The organism is Rhizobium sp. 42MFCr.1 (assembly GCF_000377185.1).
GTDB lineage: Bacteria > Pseudomonadota > Alphaproteobacteria > Rhizobiales > Rhizobiaceae > Rhizobium > Rhizobium altiplani.
Genome location: NZ_KB897843.1, coordinates 42008 through 59963 on the forward strand (window position 1 = coordinate 42008; position 17956 = coordinate 59963).

Here is a 17956-nt window from a genome sequence, read left to right on the forward strand (position 1 = left end):
CTGGTGAACTTCAAGCCGAATGCGGGCAGAGACCGCAGTTGACGCTCCTTCGCGGTCGACGCGATCCGAATAAGTGAGGATGTCTTCTAGGAACAGATGTGGCCAAGCCATGCTGTGCATAGATACAACGCTGAGACTTCGTTTAGCCATACAGATAGGCTGGGAGCCAGAGCGTCATGCCCGGCCAGACATACATGATAACCATGCAGAGAATGACGATCAGCATATAAGGCATCATGCCTGCGAAGATCTGGTTGAGGGTGACGTGCGGCGGCGAGACACCCTTGAGGTAATAGGCCGACATCGCAACCGGCGGCGAAAGGAACGCCGCCTGCAGATTGACGAAGACGAGCACGCCCCAGAGGATCGGATCGATGCCGAAGTGTCGGAGCATCGGCAGGAAGATCGGTACGAAGATGATGATGATTTCGGTCCATTCCAGCGGCCAGCCGAGGATGAAGACCGTCTCCAAAGGGACGCTCGACGGCGGGCACGGCGTGGTCGCGTACCATTACGGCAAACAGGCGGCGCTGGCGCTTTGGGGCTCGGGGCCGGGCTTTGGCATGGATGCCAACATGCTGCTCGCATGGCACAAATACGGCGGCGGCAAAGACCTGCTCCAAAAGCTCTATCAATCGATCGGAGCCAATGTGGTTTCGTTCCTCTACGGACCGATGCCGACCCAGCCGCTCGGCTGGTTCAAGAAGCCGGTGGTGAAGGTCGAGGACTTTCAGGGCCTGAAGTTCCGCACCGTCGGTATTTCCATTGATGTGTTCACCGGTCTCGGTGCCGCGGTCAACGCGCTGCCGGGTGGCGAGATCGTCGCGGCATTGGACCGCGGTCTACTGGACGCGGCCGAGTTCAACAACGCCTCGTCCGACCGGGCCCTCGGTTTTCCGGACGTTTCCAAGATCTGCATGCTGCAAAGCTTTCACCAGAATGCCGAGCAGTTCGAGATTCTGTTCAACAAGACGAAGTACGATGCTTTGCCTGACCAGATGAAGGCGATCATCTCCAACGCCTCGGAGGCCGCTTCCCAGGATATGGCCTGGAAGGCGGTCGACCGCTATTCGAAAGACTACGTGGAGATGCAGACAGTCGACAAGGTCAAGTTCTACAAAACGCCGGACGCAATCCTGAAGAGGCAACTGGAAATCTATGACGATGTTGTGACGAAGAAGAAGGCGGAAAACCCGCTGTTCAAGGAAGTCATCGAGTCCCAGATAGCCTTTGCGGAACGGGTAACGCGATGGGAACAGGATACCCTTGCCAACCGTCGGATAGCCTTCGATCATTATTTCGGCCGCGACGGTGTTGCGAAGGAACTATAACGTTATCGCCGGAAAGCGATGAAGCTCTGGCGAAGATAGTCGGCTATTTCGGGGCCAGCCGTGCAGGTTCAGCAGTTTATCATCAGGGTCGATGCGATCAGCGTATGGGTCGGCAAAGCCGCCGCCTGGCTGATCATCGGGCTGATGACGCTCGTCTGCGTCGAAGTCTTCAAGCGCTACATCATGAACATGCCAACCGCGTGGATATTCGACGCCACCAACATGCTTTACGGCACCCTGTTTATGCTCGCTGGAGCTTATGCGCTGGCGCAGAACGCCCATGTCCGCGGCGACTTTCTTTACAGCTCGCTGCGACCCCGAATACAGGCGACGCTTGATCTCATCCTTTACATCCTGTTCTTCCTGCCAGGCGTCGCCGCGCTCATCTATACCGGTTATGACTATGCAGCACTTTCCTGGCGGATTGGCGAGCATTCGACCATCACGGCCGAAGGTCCGCCGATCTACTACTTCAAGACAGTCATTCCGATCGCGGGCGCGCTTGTCATGCTACAGGGGCTCGCCGAGATCGCGCGCTGCATCGTCTGCCTGAAAACCGGCGCATGGCCGGGCCGGCTCAAGGATGTGGAGGAAATCGACGTCGTCGCGGAGCAGCTTGCCAATAGCGAGCACATAGATACGCAGACGCGCGAGGCGGCGATCGAGCGTGCTCAGGATATCGACAGGGCGGCCCGGCAACGAGGCCGAGGTGGAGACATGGAGATGTGAGTGATCCGTTCCTCGGATTGACGATGCTAGTTCTCATTGTGGTCGTCATCGTGATGGGCTTCCCGACAGCCTTCACGCTGATGGGGCTCGGCATGGTCTTCGGCTTCTACGCATTCTACAATCCCGCCGAACATTGGATCGACAATCGCGTCTTCGATTTGATGGTTCAGCGCACCTACGGCGCTATGACTAACGACGTCCTGGTCTCGATCCCGCTCTTCGTGCTGATGGGCTACGTGATGGAGCGCGGCGCGCTGGTCGACAAGATGTTCTACAGCATCCAGCTTTCGTTCCGGCGGGTGCCTGCCTCGCTGGCCGTAGCGACGCTGATTATCTGCACCTTCTGGGGTATCGCCAGCGGCCTCGTAGGCGCAGTCGTGGTGCTGATGGGCGTCATCGCGATGAACCCGATGCTGCGCGCCGGCTATGACGTCAAGCTTGCCTCCGGGGTGATCACCGCGGGCGGCACGCTGGGCATTCTGATCCCGCCATCGGTGATGATCATCGTCTACGCTGCCGTCGCGGGGCAATCGGTGGTCAAGCTCTATGCGGCCACGATGTTTCCCGGCTTCTTTCTGGCATTTCTCTATCTCGTCTACGTTCTCGCCTGGGCGATGATCAACCCAAGGATCGCGCCCGCCTTGCCCGAGGAACAGACGCGAGTTCCCGTGGCCGCCTGGATGGGACGCTTTCAGGGGCATTATTCGAACAACATGCTCGCCGGGCTTCTCCGTGCACTGGTTTCACCATCAAAGGCGATGGCTATCGAAACGGAGGAGGGACGGCTCACCTATTGGAAGCTGGTCAAGAATGCCTTCGCCGCGCTCGTGCCTTTGTCGCTGACGGCTTTCACCCTGGCTCTCATCTGGTGGTATGTCGTCATCCACCCCCAGGATTCGGCGGAGGCGGAAGTGCCAGAAGGGCTAGAAGAGCTCGGCGGACCCGGAGCGGATGCCGGCCCGGCGGTTTTAACTGGGCCGTCAACCAGCTTCTACCTGACGTTCGGGATCATAGCGGCGATGGCGATGGTGGTCCTCGTGCGCTACTACAGGAATATGAATGCCGAGCGGCTGCAGGTGGTGAAGCTGCTGGCCTCGTCGGTCATGCCGCTCGGGATCCTGACCGTCGTCGTCCTCGCCGTCATTCTGTTCGGCATCACGACGGCCACCGAGTCCGCCGCCGTCGGTGCCGCCGGCGCTTTCTTGCTAGCGTTCCAGGCCCGGACGCTCAACTGGAAACGCACAAAGGAGGCAGTGTTCCTCACGGCGAAGACCACTGCCATGGTCTGCTGGCTCTTCGTCGGCTCGGCACTCTTCTCCGCAGTCTTCGCCATTCTTGGCGGCCAGGCGTTGATCGAGCAGTGGGTGCTGTCGCTCAACATGACGCCCGTCCAATTCATGATCTTGTCGCAGGCGATCAACACTTCTATTTTGAGATCGCCGCCGGTCATGTCAGTAACCTTCTTTGCGAAATCAAGCGCGAATTCGTGGAAGATGTCCTTTGACGGCCAAGTGCTCTGCCAGCGCATGTTGACTGGGCCCTGTGCCTTGACCACGCTCGGTGTCGTAATCATCGCCGCACCGGCCATGGCTGCGCCGCTCAGAAATCGGCGACGCGACGGGCTTCCACTGATTTGGGTTCTGGATTTCATCTCTTCCTCCCGAAAGCATGGACCTCCTCGCCCTATGCAGGCCTTGCTTTGTCCCGCTTACAAGCTTGTATTTCAGGATTGGATAATACTCCTCAGGGAGCCCCAAGCATAGGTTGCTGCGGTGCCGTCAAGGTAACGAGGCATAGCGATCGCCCGTTTGGGTCTCACCGTTTCGGATGCCGTTAGGAATCTTCTGACCCGTACCGCCAATGAAGGCACACTTCCAATTGAACTGGTCCCTAATAGCGAGGCGCACGACGCCTGGTTTCGTAGCGCTGGAAGACACAAAACCCGGCGTATCCGACGATCAGGCGGAAGCGCAATTTGCCGCCCGGTGAGCGGCCGCGAGCGCTAGCCCGCTTTTCTCACAGCGCCTCTGGTATTGATTGGGCGCGCTGTCGGGTGGCGTGGCGTCGATACCGGGGACGCGCGCGGTCGTCGCCGCGATGTGGGGCGTTTTGTTTGGGCCGGCGATGTATCCTCTGTCGTTGGCGGGAAGGGCTCGGGTCCGGCGGCATCATCGGGCCGCAGCGCATATTCGGGCGTGAGCCAGGGCAAATTCCTCGGCATAGGGGCAGGCCGAAGCCATCGCGACCTTGATGCGGCGGACCGAGATGCGGACCTGGGCGCCGATCTTCAAGAGCTTCAATCGGATCGTGCCGCAGGTGGCATCGGCAAGGCGGCTACCGGTGAGGCCGAGGCGGCGTAGCGCACAGATCAGCACATAGGCCAAGGATGCAAACCAGAGCCGCAACTGATTGGCGAGCATGGTGTGGGCGCTGGTGCGGTCGGCATAGAGATCGAGCTGGCATTCCTTGATGCGGTTCTCCATGTCGCCGCGCGCGCAGTAGAGCTCCTCGTAAAGCGGTTGTGCCTCCCAGTATTCCGGTTCCAGCGAGGTGACGATGAAGCGCGGATTGGCCCCCGCCACCGTCCATTCGGCCTTGGCCACCACCCGCCGTCGGCATGACCAGCTGTCCTTCGTCGACCACAGGAAGTCGCGGAAGACGCGGGCAGCCTGGCCGCTTGCCTTGGCCGCAAAGCTCGCTTCCTCCAGGGCCTCGGCGATCTTCTTTTCCAACCGCTTGTTGCGGGCAAGGCCAAATACATAGTCGACGCCGTTTGCCTCGCACCAGTCCATCAGTTCGTCGCGGGCAAAGCCGGAATCGGCCCGCAGGATGATGCGGACGTTGGGCCAGCGCCGTTGTTCAGCACCGCTTCGGTTCTGAGGAGCCGGACGTCACGTAGTCCGGTCGCGTTGTAGCCTTGGCGCGGTGCGAGAGCTCCGGCTAGCTCAACCAGCTCCCGCCGCTTTTCTTGGTTTAGCTGCACTGTCATAGGAATTGGCAAAATCTTTAGACAAAATGAGATCGAATAACGGCTGCACAAAGAATATCAGTCAAGTCCTCGGGCAACAATGTGGAAAGCAAAAATGTCTAAGAAAACCTTCTTCATAACCGGCGCGAATTCCGGCTTCGGTCTGGCAATCGCGACGGCGGCAATAGCCGATGGGCATACCGTCATTGGCACTGTCCGCTCTGAAGCTTCGAGAGCGAAGCTCGAGGAACTCCTCCCGGCTGCCCATACAGTGCTTTGCGATGTAACCGAATTTGATCGAATTCCGAACGTCGTCGAGCACGTCGAAAACGAATACGGCCCGGTAGACGTTCTCATCAACAACGCTGGATATGGTCACGAGGGCGTGCTCGAGGAATCTTCGCTTGAAGAGATGCGACGTCAGTTCGACGTCAACGTCTTCGGTGCCGTCGCGGTCGCCAAGGCGTTCTTACCCCGTTTCCGATCAAGGCGTCGCGGCTTCATCGTCAACGTAACCTCGATGGGCGGAATGATCACTATGCCGGGCATCGCCTATTACTGCGGCAGCAAGTTCGCTCTGCAGGGCATATCGGAGGTCATGCGGTCCGAGATGGCTCCGTTCGGAGTGCATGTGACGACCCTATGTCCCGGGTCGTTCCGGACGGATTGGGCAGGACGTTCGATGGTTCGCACCGACAGGTCGATCGCCGATTACGACCCCCTGTTCGATCCCATCCGCGAGGCGCGTCAGGAAAAGAGCGGTCACCAGCTCGGCGATCCCGACAAGCTGGCGACCGCCGTGTTGACGCTGATCGCCTCCGACAATCCGCCGCCGCAACTCCTGCTTGGAAGCGATGCTCTCAAATTCGTATCGGCAAGGCTTGAGCGCATGCAAGATGAGATCGAGGCATGGAGGGCGGTCACCCTCTCGACCGACGGTTGACCAAGAGACGACCAGAGCGCCGGATGCAGCTTGTTGGCGGGCGCTCTGGTGAGCGGTGATGACCGCTATCGGCCGAGGCTGTGTGGAAACTCCAAGATGACGAGTGGAATTGCAAGTTGAGCGTCGAATAGCGGCGGCCTAGGCAAATAGCGACGGGGGCATCATCCCAAGAATTGACGGATATGAACGTCTGAAATGATCCGAATTCAACCACAACGCGTGAGGCGATCTCGGATAAAGGACGGCATTAAGTAGCGAAAGGTAATGTGATGCAAAATGCAAACGCAGAAGCGCAGCTCTTGGCGCACAGGCAGACAATCGACAATATCGACGCGGCTCTGGTTCATATATTGGCGGAGCGCTTTCGTAGCACAAACGAGATCGGCGTGCTCAAAGCACAGTTCAGTCTACCTGCCGTGGATAAGGAGAGAGAAGAGCGCCAGCATGTTCGGCTCAAGGAGTTGTCAAGGAGCGCCGGACTCGATCCGACTTTCATCGAGAGCCTGATGAAGTTCATTATGGGTGAAGTCGTCAAACGGCATCGTGCGATCGCTGCCAATCATACCGGAAAACCATAAACTCGATTGACCTTCCTACTGGAAGTTAGTGCGTCCTATGAGCAGTTTATTGACCATGGCGCTGAAGTCGTCGGCCTTCTCAAGGCAAGCATACACCACCATTTTCCGAGCAAGGTGGATCTGGTTCGAACCCTCATCGTTCGTTACCGCCCAGATGCGCAGGAGCGGGTGGCCGCGCTTGAGCGCAATGCCAGTCGCTTGACGTCCCAGAAAACAATCGCTGTCGCGCCTCGATCCTCGCCGCCATGGAAGCGGCGGCGATCCTGGAGAACCTGGGGGCGCGGCGGTCAAGCGGCGTTCGCCGCCACGGGCTTTCCGAACCGACCGATGTTTTCATCTCCCCATGCCTTCAGGGAGACAAGGATGGGCTCCAGGCTGCGGCCCAGTGGCGAGATCGTGTACTCCACCTTCGGAGGCACCTGCGCATAGACCTTTCGCTCGACAAGGCCATCGTCCTCAAGCTCGCGGAGTTGGTTTGTCAGGGTTCGTTGCGTTACGCCGCCGACATGGCGTCGGATTTCGTTGAACCGCATCGTTCCACCCAAGAGATGGAAGAGCACAACGCACTTCCATTTACCGTCGATCAGGCTAATGGCCGCCTCCACGGAACAGCCGGGATTGCAGTCGAAACGCGAATGTCGGACCTTGGCCACGCTAGTATCCTTTGTGCACCTACATGCACTCTGGCATGTACTCGATTGTTCAGCATTTACAGGGCACGTACTGCGCCGACAAGGCCGAAAGCCGGCCCGTCCAGACACACTAGGCCAGGCAGTCGCGTGTCCGGCGACCTGCGCCGCCGATGCAACTAGCTGATATCTAAACGAGCTAATTCCAAGCGCTTGCCGCGGCTTTCACAGTATCAAAACGGATACTATTGGCAAACGTTGTGCGTATCCCGCATGTGTGAATGTATCGCTACATTGGGATCACTGACGAACACATCAGTCGGCGACCGCTGGCGAAAACCGTTAGCTTCGCACCAATGCAATAGGAACACGCATGTCTCAAAATAGCTTCATCTCCCGCTCCATCACCCGCGAAGCCGCGGCCCGTCTCGTTGCCGCTACCATCGCCGCCTCCGAGCGCGTCGGGTTCGAGCCGGTCGTCGCGATCGTGGACGCGGCAGGCAATCTCAAGGCCTTCGAACGAAGTGATCGGAGCTCGTACCTCGCGGTCAACATCGCCATCGACAAGGCTTACACCGCGGCCTCGTTCGGACTTTCAACCGCGCAGTGGGTCGATCTCCTGGAAGATCGAGGCGCGTCGAACCTCAGGCACGTCCCCCGTGTCATGGCGGCTGCGGGCGGTTTCCCGATCATGGAAGACGGCGCGATTATCGGCGGCCTCGGGATTTCGGGCGGAAGCTGGGCCCAGGACCAGGAGGCTGGCGAGGCGGCCCTTCGCGACTTCGGCAAGTGACATTGACAAACAGGAAATGGAGACATCAATGAAAGCCATCGGATACAAGACGCCGTCACCCATCTTGGCGCAAGATTCGCTCGTCGACATCGAGCTGCCGCAACCGATGCCTGAGGGCCGCGACATCCTCGTCGAGGTAAAAGCCGTCTCGGTCAATCCGGTCGACTACAAGGTCCGCCGTAGCACGCCACCTGCAGGGGATGCCGAGTGGAAGGTCATCGGCTGGGACGCCGCCGGCGTTGTCGCCGCGGTCGGTGACGCTGTCACCAACTTCAAGCCTGGCGACGAAGTCTGGTATGCGGGTTCCATCACCCGGACTGGTGCGAACGCCGAATTCCATCTCGTCGACGAGCGAATTGTCGGCAAGAAGCCGTCGAAGCTCGGATGGGCCGAAGCCGCAGCGCTTCCACTGACTTCGCTGACCGCTTGGGAAGCATTCTTCGACCGCCTCGACGTGAAGAAGCCTGTCCCCGGTGCGGCTCCCTCGGTCCTTATTATCGGCGGTGCGGGCGGTGTCGGATCGATCGCCGTCCAGATTGCCAGGCAGTTCACCGACCTGACTGTCATCGCGACTGCCTCGCGTCCAGAAACGAAGGACTTTGTCACGTCGCTGGGCGCGCACTACGTCATAGATCACTCCAAGCCCCTCGCAGGCGAGATCGCGGCACTGGGTATCGGCGCTCCTGCTTTCGTCTTCTCGACGACGCAGACCGCTCAGCACGTCGATGACATCGCTGAATTGATAGCGCCGCAGGGTCGCTTCTGCCTCATCGACGATCCGTCGGGTTTCGACATCATGAAGTTCAAGCGCAAGGCGGTTTCCATCCACCACGAGCTGATGTTCACCCGCGCCATTTACGAGACGCCCGACATGTATCAGCAAGGCCTAATCCTCAACGAGATTTCCAGCGCGGTCGATGCCGGGCGTATTCGGTCGACAGCCACGGTCAACCTCGGCGCGATCAACGCCGAGAATCTCAAGAAGGCTCACGAGCAACTCGAAAGCGGCTCGACGATCGGCAAGGTCGTACTCGAAGGCTTCGCCTGATCAAAATTGACGGCGGCCCTCAGGACCGCCGTCTGCATGCGCGCCGCCAGTTTTTCCTTCTTGAGGTCTATGTTGCGTCGGATCTCTAGGCAGCCTCGGGTGCGCAAATCAGGGAGAGTATCGGGATGTTGACTGCCCGCATCGCTGTTGCGAGCGGTGAAATCCGACTCGATAGATCCCCTCGATCTACTGCGCGCGGTTGCGGCTGTCGCCAATCCCGTCGCCGGGGTGAGTTGGAAGGCAGCTGCCGCTACGCGCTTGGTTGATATTTTGATTGCGGCCTGAGAATCGACTCTGGCAAGTCGTTTTGAAATTTTTGATGGCAGCGCTACTACGCATTGACTGCTTTCGGTCCCGAAGCGACCGCAGAGGATGAGCCCAACCAAGGTCGGCTTCGCGCCTCCATGCCGGTCGTCGACACAACCCGCCCTAATTCCGAAAGGCGGTCAGTCTGCTATTCGAGTGATCGGAGGAGCGGAGCGATAAATCTACGACAAGTGGCAGTTTGTAATAAGCAATGCTACATCGGAGACACTCTCGCTCTTTTCGACTGGAGGCAAACATTCAGCTTCGCCATCTCACCACATTCGCCGCTGTCGCCGACACACTCAACTTCACCCACGCGGCCGAACGCGTTCACCTGTCTCAATCAAGTGTAACCGAGCAAATCCAGGCGTTGGAAGCCGACCTTGGTACTCGGCTTTTCGACCGGTCCCGCAGAAAGCTGATGCTCACGCCCGCCGGAGAGCGGCTGGTCGCTTACGCGGCGGAGCTGCTCAGGCTGGCCGAGGAAACGCATTCAGCTATTGCCGACGCTGGCAGCGTGGTGGCTGGAAGTCTCGTTATCGGTGGCCTTGAAACGCTTTGTGCCAACCGGTTGCCGCAACTGCTGGCGGAGTTCCACCGCCGTTACCCGGCGGTGGAACTCGCTCTGAAAACCGCCGACAGCGGCGGTCTGCGCAGCGGGGTGAAAAGCGGCGCCTTGGATATCGGCTTCCTTTTCGGGGAGGCAAAAGCATCCTTAGACATCCAAGGCGAGGCCGTTGCGGAAGATGCGCTGATGATCGTCATGCCGGCCGGCCATCGTCTGGCAAAGCACGCGATGATCGGGCCGGAGAGCCTCGCCGGGGAGGTTTTCCTCGTTACTCCGACTGGATGCATCTATCGAAGGATGTTCGATGAGGCCTTCGCAGCAACGCTCCCGGCAAGCCCAAGGATCATCGGGGAGTTCGCAAGTATTGGTTCGATAAAAGGGCTGGTCGAGGCCGGGCTGGGATGCGCGATGGTTCCGAGATCGGCCCTTGTTCCCGCGCGCGATCTTGTCGTCGCCGTTCCGTGGTCGGGCACCAGCTCGACAGTGCCCCTCACAATGATTTGGCGCGCCCGACGCGCGCGACCTCCGGCGACGGCTGCCTTTCTCGCCGTCGCCAGGGAAAGTTTCGGGCGCTAGACCAGACGCTGCCCGCCGTCGACATGGACAACGGTCCCGGTCATGAATGTATTGCGAATCACCGCTTCGATCGCTTGTGCGATATCGTCCGGCTGTCCGATCCGTTGGACAAGCAACCGCTTTGCCATAGCTTCCAACGCGGCGGTTTTGCCCGCGCCCGCAACGGACTCCCAAATAGGGGTGTCGACCCAACCCGGCGAGACGGCATTGACCCTCAGTGGTGCCAGTTCGACGGCGAGGGCGTAAACCAGAGACTCAAGTGCTCCGTTGATAGCGGCGACGACAGAACCCTTCGGCGCCGGTCGGTAGGCAGCGATACCGGAGGTTAGGGTAATTGAGCCGCCGGGGATCAGGCGCGGAGCCCCATGCTTAGCGAGCATGACCGGCGCGATCACTTTCGAATCGACCACCCGGCGCGCCGTCGGAATATCCATATCGTCCAAAGGCACGTAGACGCCACCAACGTCGGCGGCGGTCCAGACAATATGGTGGAGATCACCCGTCGATGCGAACAGTCGCTCTACGTCGTCCTCACGCGTGACATCTGCGACGACAGTGTGGAGTCGTGGCGTATCAGCGCCAAGCCGTTCGCGAGCCAGCGTGAGCCGTTCGGAAGATCGACCGGCAATCGTCACCGTTGCTCCCCATTCCAGTAGCCTGTTGGCCACGGCCAGACCCATACCGGAACCGCCGCCGACAACGAGTATATGTTCCTGATGTTTGTTTGCTTCCATTGCTCTGTCCCTTCCGCTTTTGGTGGCGCGCATAGCGGCGTGCCGGATTGGCCGAAGGTTTACTTGTCCGGAGGTGGCGGAGGAAACGGGAATGTACGATTGTTTCAATCGGAAAAACCGGGAACGACAAGCGGGTCGAGGTCGAAACGAACTGGGGCGTGTTCTCAGGCGCATACGGGGGGAGATCGCATGGCGTTGGAGCTAATCGCGTGTTGCAAGGCAGCGCCTCTGTTGATCACGCATCGCATTCCGAATACGGAACCGTCCGCTTTGACATTTGTACTGGGCCGGTCCGCTCCAGTGAGCCCGACAGGGTCCGCATTGCCGTATCACCCGCTGTTTGTCACAACTATCGCGGTTTACGCAATCGCTCAGTAGCCTTTCGGAAATGATTTCCGCTTTGCGCCGCCATGCCGGCCTTAGAGAGAGGCTTTGCAGACTCCTCGAAGCAGACCTTGCTGGCGATTACGCTGGAGGTGGTGGTTAAGCCGGCATTGGCTATTGCTCATCTTCTGTGGAAATGGTGGTTCAAGATCGGACATTTGTCACCCATCATTATACGACGCCGGCTTTGCGTAGCCCTCCCATGACGAGCTCGAAATCGGCGGGGTTCTTGAAGGGCAAGACTTTGCGGCGGTATTCCAAGGAGTAGTCGGGATTGACGCGCACCACCTCTTGCCACGTCGCCCGAGCCTCTTCGAAACGGACGAGGTGTCCGTAACAGGCGGCCAGAAGCGCGCGCGCGAGACGTCGGTGACGGGATTGCGAGTCACGCGCTGCACCAACAATTCAACCGCTTCTTCGTACCTTCGCAGTTGAAACCAGGCCCAGGCCTGAAAGTGGAGAACGACATCCGGAAAGTACGGGTTCAAGATCCTGGCCCGATCGAAACAGGCGAGTGCCTCCTCGGATCTGCCTGAATAGAGAAGTGCCTCCCCGAGGCTGACCTGCCCTTCGGCGAAGTTCGGATTGAGACTTATTGCACGCTCGGCCTCGCTGAGAGCTCTATCGTGCTGTCGCGAGTAAAGACTGACCACACTCAGTGCCCAGTGGGCCACGGGATCGCTGTCATCCCGTGCCACCGAAAGCGTCGCAGCCTCTTCGGCCTGCTGAATCGAGCGCTGCGGCAACGCGCTCCACCGGTTCAAATAGTCGAGCCCGTGGGTCAGGGCGAGAAAGGCGTGCGCCGAAGCGAAGTTCGGGTCCAGTTCGACGGCATGTTGCAAAAGGTCGCGGGCGTCGCTGTTCGTTTGCTTCGTCAGGCGATGCCACAGCTCCCGGCCGCGCAAGAAGCAGTCGTACGCCTCGGGATGCCCGGTCTGCCCCGGCACCAGCCTTTTCCGATCGCCCTCTGTCAGGTTGACCGCCAGCGCATCGACGATCTGCTGCGTTACATCGTCCTGAACAGCGAATATGTCGGTCAGGTCGCGATCGAACCGCTCCGCCCATAGATGCCCGCCGGTGGTCGCGTCGATAAGCTGCGCCGTAATGCGTGCCCTGTTCCCCGATTTGCGGACACTGCCCTCAAGAACATACCGCACGCCGAGATTCGTGCCCACCTCCTGCACATGGACGTTCTTGCCCTTGAAGGTAAACGACGAATGGCGGGCGATGACGAAGAGCTGCCTCAACTTCGATAGCGCCGTGATAATGTCTTCCGAGATGCCGTCGGCGAAGTAGTCCTGTTCAGCGTCACCACTCATGTTGGCGAAGGGCAGGACGGCGATCGACAGCTTCGGCGACGTTGCCGTCGCAGGTTGGCTCGTCGCGGTTTCCGAGGCCGCGGCTGCCTTGGTCCCGGCGTTGCCGACTTGCAGCGAATAGACCCGGATTGGTTCGGCGATGTTCTTGAGTTGCGTGTTGCCGAGATCGCTGACCGAGAGGTCGAGCCTCGCCTTGACTTGGCGATAGGCATCCTCGGATAGGCAGATAGCGCCCGCCGCGGCGACGCCCTCCAATCGCGAGGCGATATTGACGCCGTCGCCCATCAGATCGCCGTCGCTTTCCTCGACGACATCGCCCAAATGGATACCGATCCGGAACTCGATGCGACGGTCCTGCGGCACGCCGTCATTGCGTTCAACCATGCCGTTCTGCACCTCAATGGCGCAACGCACGGCGTCCACCACGCTGCGGAACTCGACGAGCGCACCATCGCCAGTTCGCTTCACCACCCTGCCATGGTGAACGGCGATCGTCGGATCGATGAGATCGCTGCGCAGTGCCCGTAGCCTCGCCAGGATGCGTTCCTCGTCGGCGCCGGCAAGACGACTGTACCCAACCACGTCCGCAGCCAGGATTGCAGCCAGCTTTCGGCTCTCGCTCATGGCGCCGTCTCCTCACTTTCAGGATAGCAGGGAGACAGGGAGCAAGAAAGAACTTTCAGCCGCTGCTCAGAGTGCTCTCGGTTGCGATCGAACTGGACGCAGCCGACGTTGTAGCCCTACGCAATGACTGTTCTTCAGGCTCCCGGCCGATCGACGCTGTCGTTGCAGAAGCCCGCTCAAGGTCAGGTCACGACGATGTCCGAGCCCCTCGAATATATGGTACCATCGCCGAGTTCATGGGGGCTCTGGGACAAGAGGCCTTCTGGAACTATCAGACTCCACCGGAACGCGAGCGCGAGAAGGCCGCGCGGCGCGGATGACGGAGAGGGTTCAAATCTACCGGCTTCGGATCACGCTTTCATGGGAAGACGCCGGCGCACGACGTGGACCTATTGATCGTTCATTCCGACGTCGGCTCGGCGTCCTGCCACTTTGCCATCTATTGCAAGCAACTTCTGTCGGCTGCGGTTTCCAATGCCGACATCACAATGTTGTCCCGGGATGAAGAAGCCGACCTGCGCTTCATCACTCAATCGTGCGCGATGTCGCTCGGCCACGTCTGCTCTGGAACCGTCAAAGAGGATGTAGAACGAATCGGACTTGTCATCGCCGATCGTGCGCATGCTCAATGACCGAAAAGCGTCGACGCTGCGGTTGTGGCAGAGGTGGCAGAATGCGCCGCCATGTCAGTCGTTTAGAAGAACAGCGCCGACGCATCAAACTTCGTGTAATCTAGGTCCTGTTCGGCCCGGGCCGAGTCTCTTGAACGATTGTGCGGCTATGCACCCGCAACTTGGTAATTCCCAAGGCAGGCAAGATAGGGAACGATGGCACTAGCCGGATGGGGAGCGATGGCGAAGACTACCGATGAGTGCAGTGATCTAACGGACCTGGTCGACTATCTGCGCGAGACGCTCGATATTGAACTCAAGGACTGGATCGACCTTGGTGACAAGGTCGCACAGGCCAAGCTCACACGGCATATGCCGCGCTCGCTCACCAGGGGGGCGGCTGTCTCGTCTTCGGCTTTCGCGATGACGAAAGTGTCGCGCCCAACCGGCCGACGGACCTTTCAGGATACAGCCGGGACACATTCGGGCGGATTGTCACCCGATATCTGACGCCCACCTTCCAGTGCGATGTCCGACTCGTTCAGTCGAGCGCCGGCCAAGGAGAATGGCGATCTCGTTGAGATGCCGCCCGGCTGGCGGTTCCGCGCTTCGGTCCGGGCCGACGACATTTTTGTCTATTGCCTGAGTAGCCCGCCGACGGGGCCTCGTCCAAAAGAGGTAGGAACGAAAGCGTGCTCTCTCCGTTTTTGGTCGGGCTTTGCGTATCTTTCTCCCAGCCAAGCCTCAATGCTCAATTGCCCCGCGCAACCGCGACTGCCGGGGTTCAGAACAAACTCCCCGCCCCCTCCGGCGGGGTTTTTTCTTTTCGCAAATGGTTCGTTTGCGTGTGGAACCGGGCAGATCGGGTGTGCGTTATTTGCCTGGACTTGAACACTCTAGTTCAACCCTTCTGTCGTCACACACACCAACTCCAACCCCGCTATCCTTTGGCGGGGTTTTTTCTGTTAGCCGGCCTTGCGGATCTCGGCTTGATCCCTCGGCTGGGGCCATTTTAAGGCGGGCGTAAAGCTTACGCCCAAAGTAATATTAGGAGAACGAAATATGCAGTTCTATAATGAGCGGGCTTTCGGCGTTGGACACCGGATGCAAACACACACACACAAGCATGTTCCAAAAGAAAACCCCCGGCTTTAGCGGCCGGGGGTCTCACTACGGCACGATTTAACGAAGATCAGTTAGAGCCGCTCAAATCTACGCTTGCTACGTGGCTGAAGCCAGATATCACGAGGTCAAGTGCGGTGGTGGTCACCGCGGGGCGCACTCACTTCCGGGGTCGAATCGATTATGTAGGCACCAAGTCTGGATGACTGAGGTGAGGACTTCAGTCTCTTCGTCGCTCAGCGGGAATGTAAGGACTTGCATTTCAGCCCCCCACAATGACCCGAGGCACAGGATCGTGGATCCGTGCCCTACGTCTGGTGCAACTCCACATTTTACTCTGGCTCGACAAGGAGGCCATCAGAAATATGAGGCCATCATGACGTTGAAAGTCTGCAATGGCCTGATCGTATACTCGGTTTTTTGCGATCCCCTGCCTACGGTGGCATCTCAAGGCGTCAGGGGGAGATGCGAGTAATTGAGGACAACAATCTGGCTCATCCGAAAGAGATGGGAACAAAAGCGCGCCATATCCGTTGTGGATGGCGTTGCGAATTTCCCCCGCAAAGCCCATAACTCTCCAATTCACCCCGCGTCCTTCACTGCGGGGTTTTTTTTGGTGCGGTGGCGTACCGGAACCCGAAGATTTGTCGCAGCGTTGGCTAGACTAATTGGCGGAACGACTTCGCGCAAATTGCCGATTTCGCCTTTAAATCCCCCCGCCACTCATCCGGGTCTTTTTGGGTAAACGCGTCGAAGTTCGGGCGACTGTGATCGGCCCTGCCAAAGACCGATTCCCCGCCGCGCCGCGACTGCCGGGGTTCAGAGCAAGGCGGCCTCTAGTTCGACTGAAGTCCAAAAAAAGCCCCGCGCAGAACGACGGGGCAAGGTAAGAAGTTTGGACGCCAGTAGGATACTGTCGATTTTCACTAAAATCCAACTTGGATTTTCATGGGGAATAAACAAAAAGAGACCCCGCCGGCGTGGAGGCCAAGCGGGCTCTTGGGCAACCACTACACATCCGCTTTCACGCGGATGTTGGATTTTTCCGCCGCCGTGATGAAAGAGGCTCGCGCTCCCTCGGCGTTGGACCGTGTCTCTAGCGCTCTTGCGCATGCGGCGCGAGCCGCTTCCCAACCGTCGTTCCCCTTGTCTTCCAGCCATCTGTCGGCAAGTATCTCGGCCGCCTGGCTTTACGTCGATCGCTATTCCGAACGGGCGGATATCCATTGGCGTTGACATCTCAATCCTCCAATCACCCAAGACGACGCCATTCAGAAGCCTTTCCCGATCACGGCTATCGCTCCGACCACGAGGAGGAAGGCGAAGATCATGCCGGGGATCTCAAAGCGGTTCACGGCTCTTCCTCGCCGACATAAAACCCGAGCAGCATCCCACTCTTTTACTCATTACGCGCGGTCACATCAGTGCTTTGCAATAACCGGGGAAGCACGCGCATTGACGCCAAAAGGCGCACGCATCTGCTCCAGAGTGCTCGGGTTCAGGGTCAAATCGACCCTATGCGGGGGCACTACCTGAGCATTGCGTAGAGCATTCAGCCGAGTCCGTTTGGTTAGTTTGGCCGAAATATCGGGAACGTTGGTCATTATTATTTTCCAATCCGAGAGGTGTGCCGTCAAGCTAACCGTGGCGGTCACAATCTGTTCCACGCATGCGAAGTTTCCGGGTGCGTAGTTCGCCATTCCACAGCTACGGGCGGGCTGGCCTATGCCGTCCTGAAGGCAACTTTTGCTTCCAGAGCTGCATGGAGGAAAGCGGTCTGGGCTTCTTCTTGGGTGACCATGCCTGTCGCGGTGCCGGCGCAAGTCTCCATCGCGACTAAGAAGGCCGTCCCACCCGCGACAGGCCAGTCGCTATACAAGAGATCAAGGGCGTCTTCGGCTGAGGCAATGATGTGAGACGCGTTGATACGCTCGACGATTACGACAACCCATCCCGGTGCTGACACAGATACTCCGATTCACTCAGGAGGATAGCTATGCTGTCGACATCTTGCGGCGCATCGCGCTGCCCGAGGTTCAACGCCATTCGGCAATCGAATGGTCTGGAATTCGGGCGAGGAGCACGTCACGCAATTCCGCCGACGTTATCGATGGACACGCGGAAATCACTTCCAGTGCGAGCGTCGTGGCCGCACGTGCAAGATGACCTTCGGGGTCGGCCTGGCGGTTGAGGCACCACGCGTGAATGCTGCAGGTCAAGATATCGAGATGCTCGTCTGTAAGGTCGACGTGGGTGAAGAAATTCATGGTACGGCTCCCGCCTGAGGCAAGAGCACATATGATCTCCCAATCGACTCTGCCCGGAAAGAATGGGCCGACCCACAGATAATACGCCTTTGCACCCTCCGTGGACAGACATTTATCGACCCGTACGGTGGCGCACGGTTGCCCGCGGTCCTGGATGTTGGCCCGGGGGCTTCTTGAACAGGTGCCCCCGACTGTGGAACAAGTGGCAGTAGCGGGCAGCATGGCACCGTACTTGGCGGCCGCATAAGCTGTATCGCCGATGCGGATGTAGGGGTCGTCGAGCAGGGCGGCGCTCAAGTAAAGGCTCGGGGTGGAGCGTCAGTTTGCGCACTAGCTGATGGTATCATGCCCTCATGTCTTTCACGCTTTTCCGCAGGAAACCTTTCGGTCCTTGGCCCGTTAGACCGTTGGCGTAAATCGTCCACT

At 59.0% G+C, this 17956-nt stretch carries 13 protein-coding genes and 8 pseudogenes; 12 read left to right on the plus strand and 9 right to left on the minus strand.

Going from position 1 to position 17956, the window contains the following annotated elements; all coding sequences use genetic code 11:
- Positions 1–142: 142 nt before the first annotated feature.
- Positions 143–463 (minus strand): annotated as a pseudogene (locus C934_RS0121845) (TRAP transporter large permease subunit); the annotation flags it as partial.
- On the opposite strand from C934_RS0121845, the pseudogene C934_RS0121850 reads away from it, so the two are divergent.
- The 3 genes and pseudogenes from C934_RS0121850 to C934_RS0121860 all read left to right on the plus strand — a co-directional run.
- Positions 456–1331, plus strand: a pseudogene (locus tag C934_RS0121850) (TRAP transporter substrate-binding protein); the annotation flags it as partial. The pseudogenes C934_RS0121845 and C934_RS0121850 overlap by 8 nt on opposite strands.
- A 60-nt stretch (positions 1332–1391) precedes the next feature.
- Positions 1392–2060: a TRAP transporter small permease subunit gene (locus C934_RS0121855; RefSeq protein ID WP_018858734.1), complete on the plus strand. Its 669-nt coding sequence runs from the start codon at positions 1392–1394 to the stop codon at positions 2058–2060.
- Positions 2057–3478, plus strand: a pseudogene (locus tag C934_RS0121860) (TRAP transporter large permease subunit); the annotation flags it as partial. The gene C934_RS0121855 and the pseudogene C934_RS0121860, both read left to right, overlap by 4 nt.
- A gap of 158 nt (positions 3479–3636) precedes the next feature.
- Here C934_RS0121860 and C934_RS36335 read toward each other — a convergent pair.
- A pseudogene (locus C934_RS36335) lies at positions 3637–3711 on the minus strand (twin-arginine translocation signal domain-containing protein); the annotation flags it as partial.
- A gap of 148 nt (positions 3712–3859) precedes the next feature.
- On the opposite strand from C934_RS36335, the pseudogene C934_RS33915 reads away from it, so the two are divergent.
- Positions 3860–4049: pseudogene (locus C934_RS33915) on the plus strand (type II toxin-antitoxin system RelB/DinJ family antitoxin); the annotation flags it as partial.
- A 179-nt stretch (positions 4050–4228) separates the two neighbouring features.
- Here C934_RS33915 and C934_RS32330 read toward each other — a convergent pair.
- Positions 4229–4912: pseudogene (locus C934_RS32330) on the minus strand (IS1380 family transposase); the annotation flags it as partial.
- Positions 4913–5143: 231 nt separating this feature from the next.
- Here C934_RS32330 and C934_RS0121870 point away from each other — a divergent pair.
- The 3 genes and pseudogenes from C934_RS0121870 to C934_RS35800 all read left to right on the plus strand — a co-directional run.
- Positions 5144–5971 carry an oxidoreductase gene (locus C934_RS0121870; RefSeq protein WP_018858737.1) on the plus strand — a complete coding sequence of 276 codons (828 nt, stop codon included), beginning with the start codon at positions 5144–5146 and terminating at the stop codon, positions 5969–5971.
- A gap of 269 nt (positions 5972–6240) precedes the next feature.
- Positions 6241–6549, plus strand: coding sequence for a chorismate mutase (locus C934_RS0121875; RefSeq protein WP_018858738.1), 309 nt, complete (start codon positions 6241–6243; stop codon positions 6547–6549).
- A gap of 60 nt (positions 6550–6609) precedes the next feature.
- A pseudogene (locus tag C934_RS35800) lies at positions 6610–6738 on the plus strand (TetR/AcrR family transcriptional regulator); the annotation flags it as partial.
- A 98-nt stretch (positions 6739–6836) separates the two neighbouring features.
- On the opposite strand, the gene C934_RS0121885 reads toward C934_RS35800, so the two are convergent.
- The gene (locus C934_RS0121885) at positions 6837–7202 is read right to left on the minus strand and encodes a winged helix-turn-helix transcriptional regulator (protein WP_018858739.1); all 366 of its coding nucleotides are present in this window, start codon (positions 7200–7202) and stop codon (positions 6837–6839) included.
- Positions 7203–7551: 349 nt separating this feature from the next.
- On the opposite strand from C934_RS0121885, the gene C934_RS0121890 reads away from it, so the two are divergent.
- The 3 genes from C934_RS0121890 to C934_RS32335 all read left to right on the plus strand — a co-directional run bounded on the left by C934_RS0121890 (position 7552) and on the right by C934_RS32335 (position 10469).
- The gene (locus tag C934_RS0121890) at positions 7552–7971 is read left to right on the plus strand and encodes a GlcG/HbpS family heme-binding protein (protein WP_018858740.1); all 420 of its coding nucleotides are present in this window, start codon (positions 7552–7554) and stop codon (positions 7969–7971) included.
- Positions 7972–7999: 28 nt separating this feature from the next.
- Positions 8000–9019 carry a zinc-binding alcohol dehydrogenase family protein gene (locus tag C934_RS0121895; RefSeq protein WP_018858741.1) on the plus strand — a complete coding sequence of 340 codons (1020 nt, stop codon included), beginning with the start codon at positions 8000–8002 and terminating at the stop codon, positions 9017–9019.
- A 517-nt stretch (positions 9020–9536) separates the two neighbouring features.
- Positions 9537–10469, plus strand: coding sequence for a LysR family transcriptional regulator (locus C934_RS32335; RefSeq protein ID WP_083929884.1), 933 nt, complete (start codon positions 9537–9539; stop codon positions 10467–10469).
- Here C934_RS32335 and C934_RS0121905 read toward each other — a convergent pair.
- Both C934_RS0121905 and C934_RS32340 read right to left on the minus strand, forming a co-directional pair.
- Positions 10466–11203, minus strand: a complete 738-nt coding sequence (locus C934_RS0121905; protein ID WP_018858743.1) for an SDR family oxidoreductase — start codon at positions 11201–11203, stop codon at positions 10466–10468. The two genes, C934_RS32335 and C934_RS0121905, sit on opposite strands and share 4 nt — an antisense overlap.
- Before the next feature lie 555 nt (positions 11204–11758).
- Positions 11759–13530 (minus strand): annotated as a pseudogene (locus C934_RS32340) (adenylate/guanylate cyclase domain-containing protein).
- Positions 13531–13913: 383 nt separating this feature from the next.
- Here C934_RS32340 and C934_RS0121915 point away from each other — a divergent pair.
- Positions 13914–14162 carry a hypothetical protein gene (locus C934_RS0121915; protein WP_113164325.1) on the plus strand — a complete coding sequence of 83 codons (249 nt, stop codon included), beginning with the start codon at positions 13914–13916 and terminating at the stop codon, positions 14160–14162.
- A gap of 219 nt (positions 14163–14381) precedes the next feature.
- Positions 14382–14651: a hypothetical protein gene (locus tag C934_RS0121920; protein WP_018858745.1), complete on the plus strand. Its 270-nt coding sequence runs from the start codon at positions 14382–14384 to the stop codon at positions 14649–14651.
- A gap of 1622 nt (positions 14652–16273) precedes the next feature.
- Here C934_RS0121920 and C934_RS35805 read toward each other — a convergent pair.
- The 3 genes from C934_RS35805 to C934_RS0121935 all read right to left on the minus strand — a co-directional run bounded on the left by C934_RS35805 (position 16274) and on the right by C934_RS0121935 (position 17530).
- Positions 16274–16438 carry a DUF982 domain-containing protein gene (locus tag C934_RS35805; protein ID WP_335327830.1) on the minus strand — a complete coding sequence of 55 codons (165 nt, stop codon included), beginning with the start codon at positions 16436–16438 and terminating at the stop codon, positions 16274–16276.
- Positions 16439–16986: 548 nt separating this feature from the next.
- Positions 16987–17229, minus strand: coding sequence for a DUF982 domain-containing protein (locus tag C934_RS0121930; protein ID WP_018858746.1), 243 nt, complete (start codon positions 17227–17229; stop codon positions 16987–16989).
- A gap of 70 nt (positions 17230–17299) precedes the next feature.
- Positions 17300–17530, minus strand: coding sequence for a hypothetical protein (locus tag C934_RS0121935; protein ID WP_018858747.1), 231 nt, complete (start codon positions 17528–17530; stop codon positions 17300–17302).
- Positions 17531–17956: the final 426 nt, after the last annotated feature.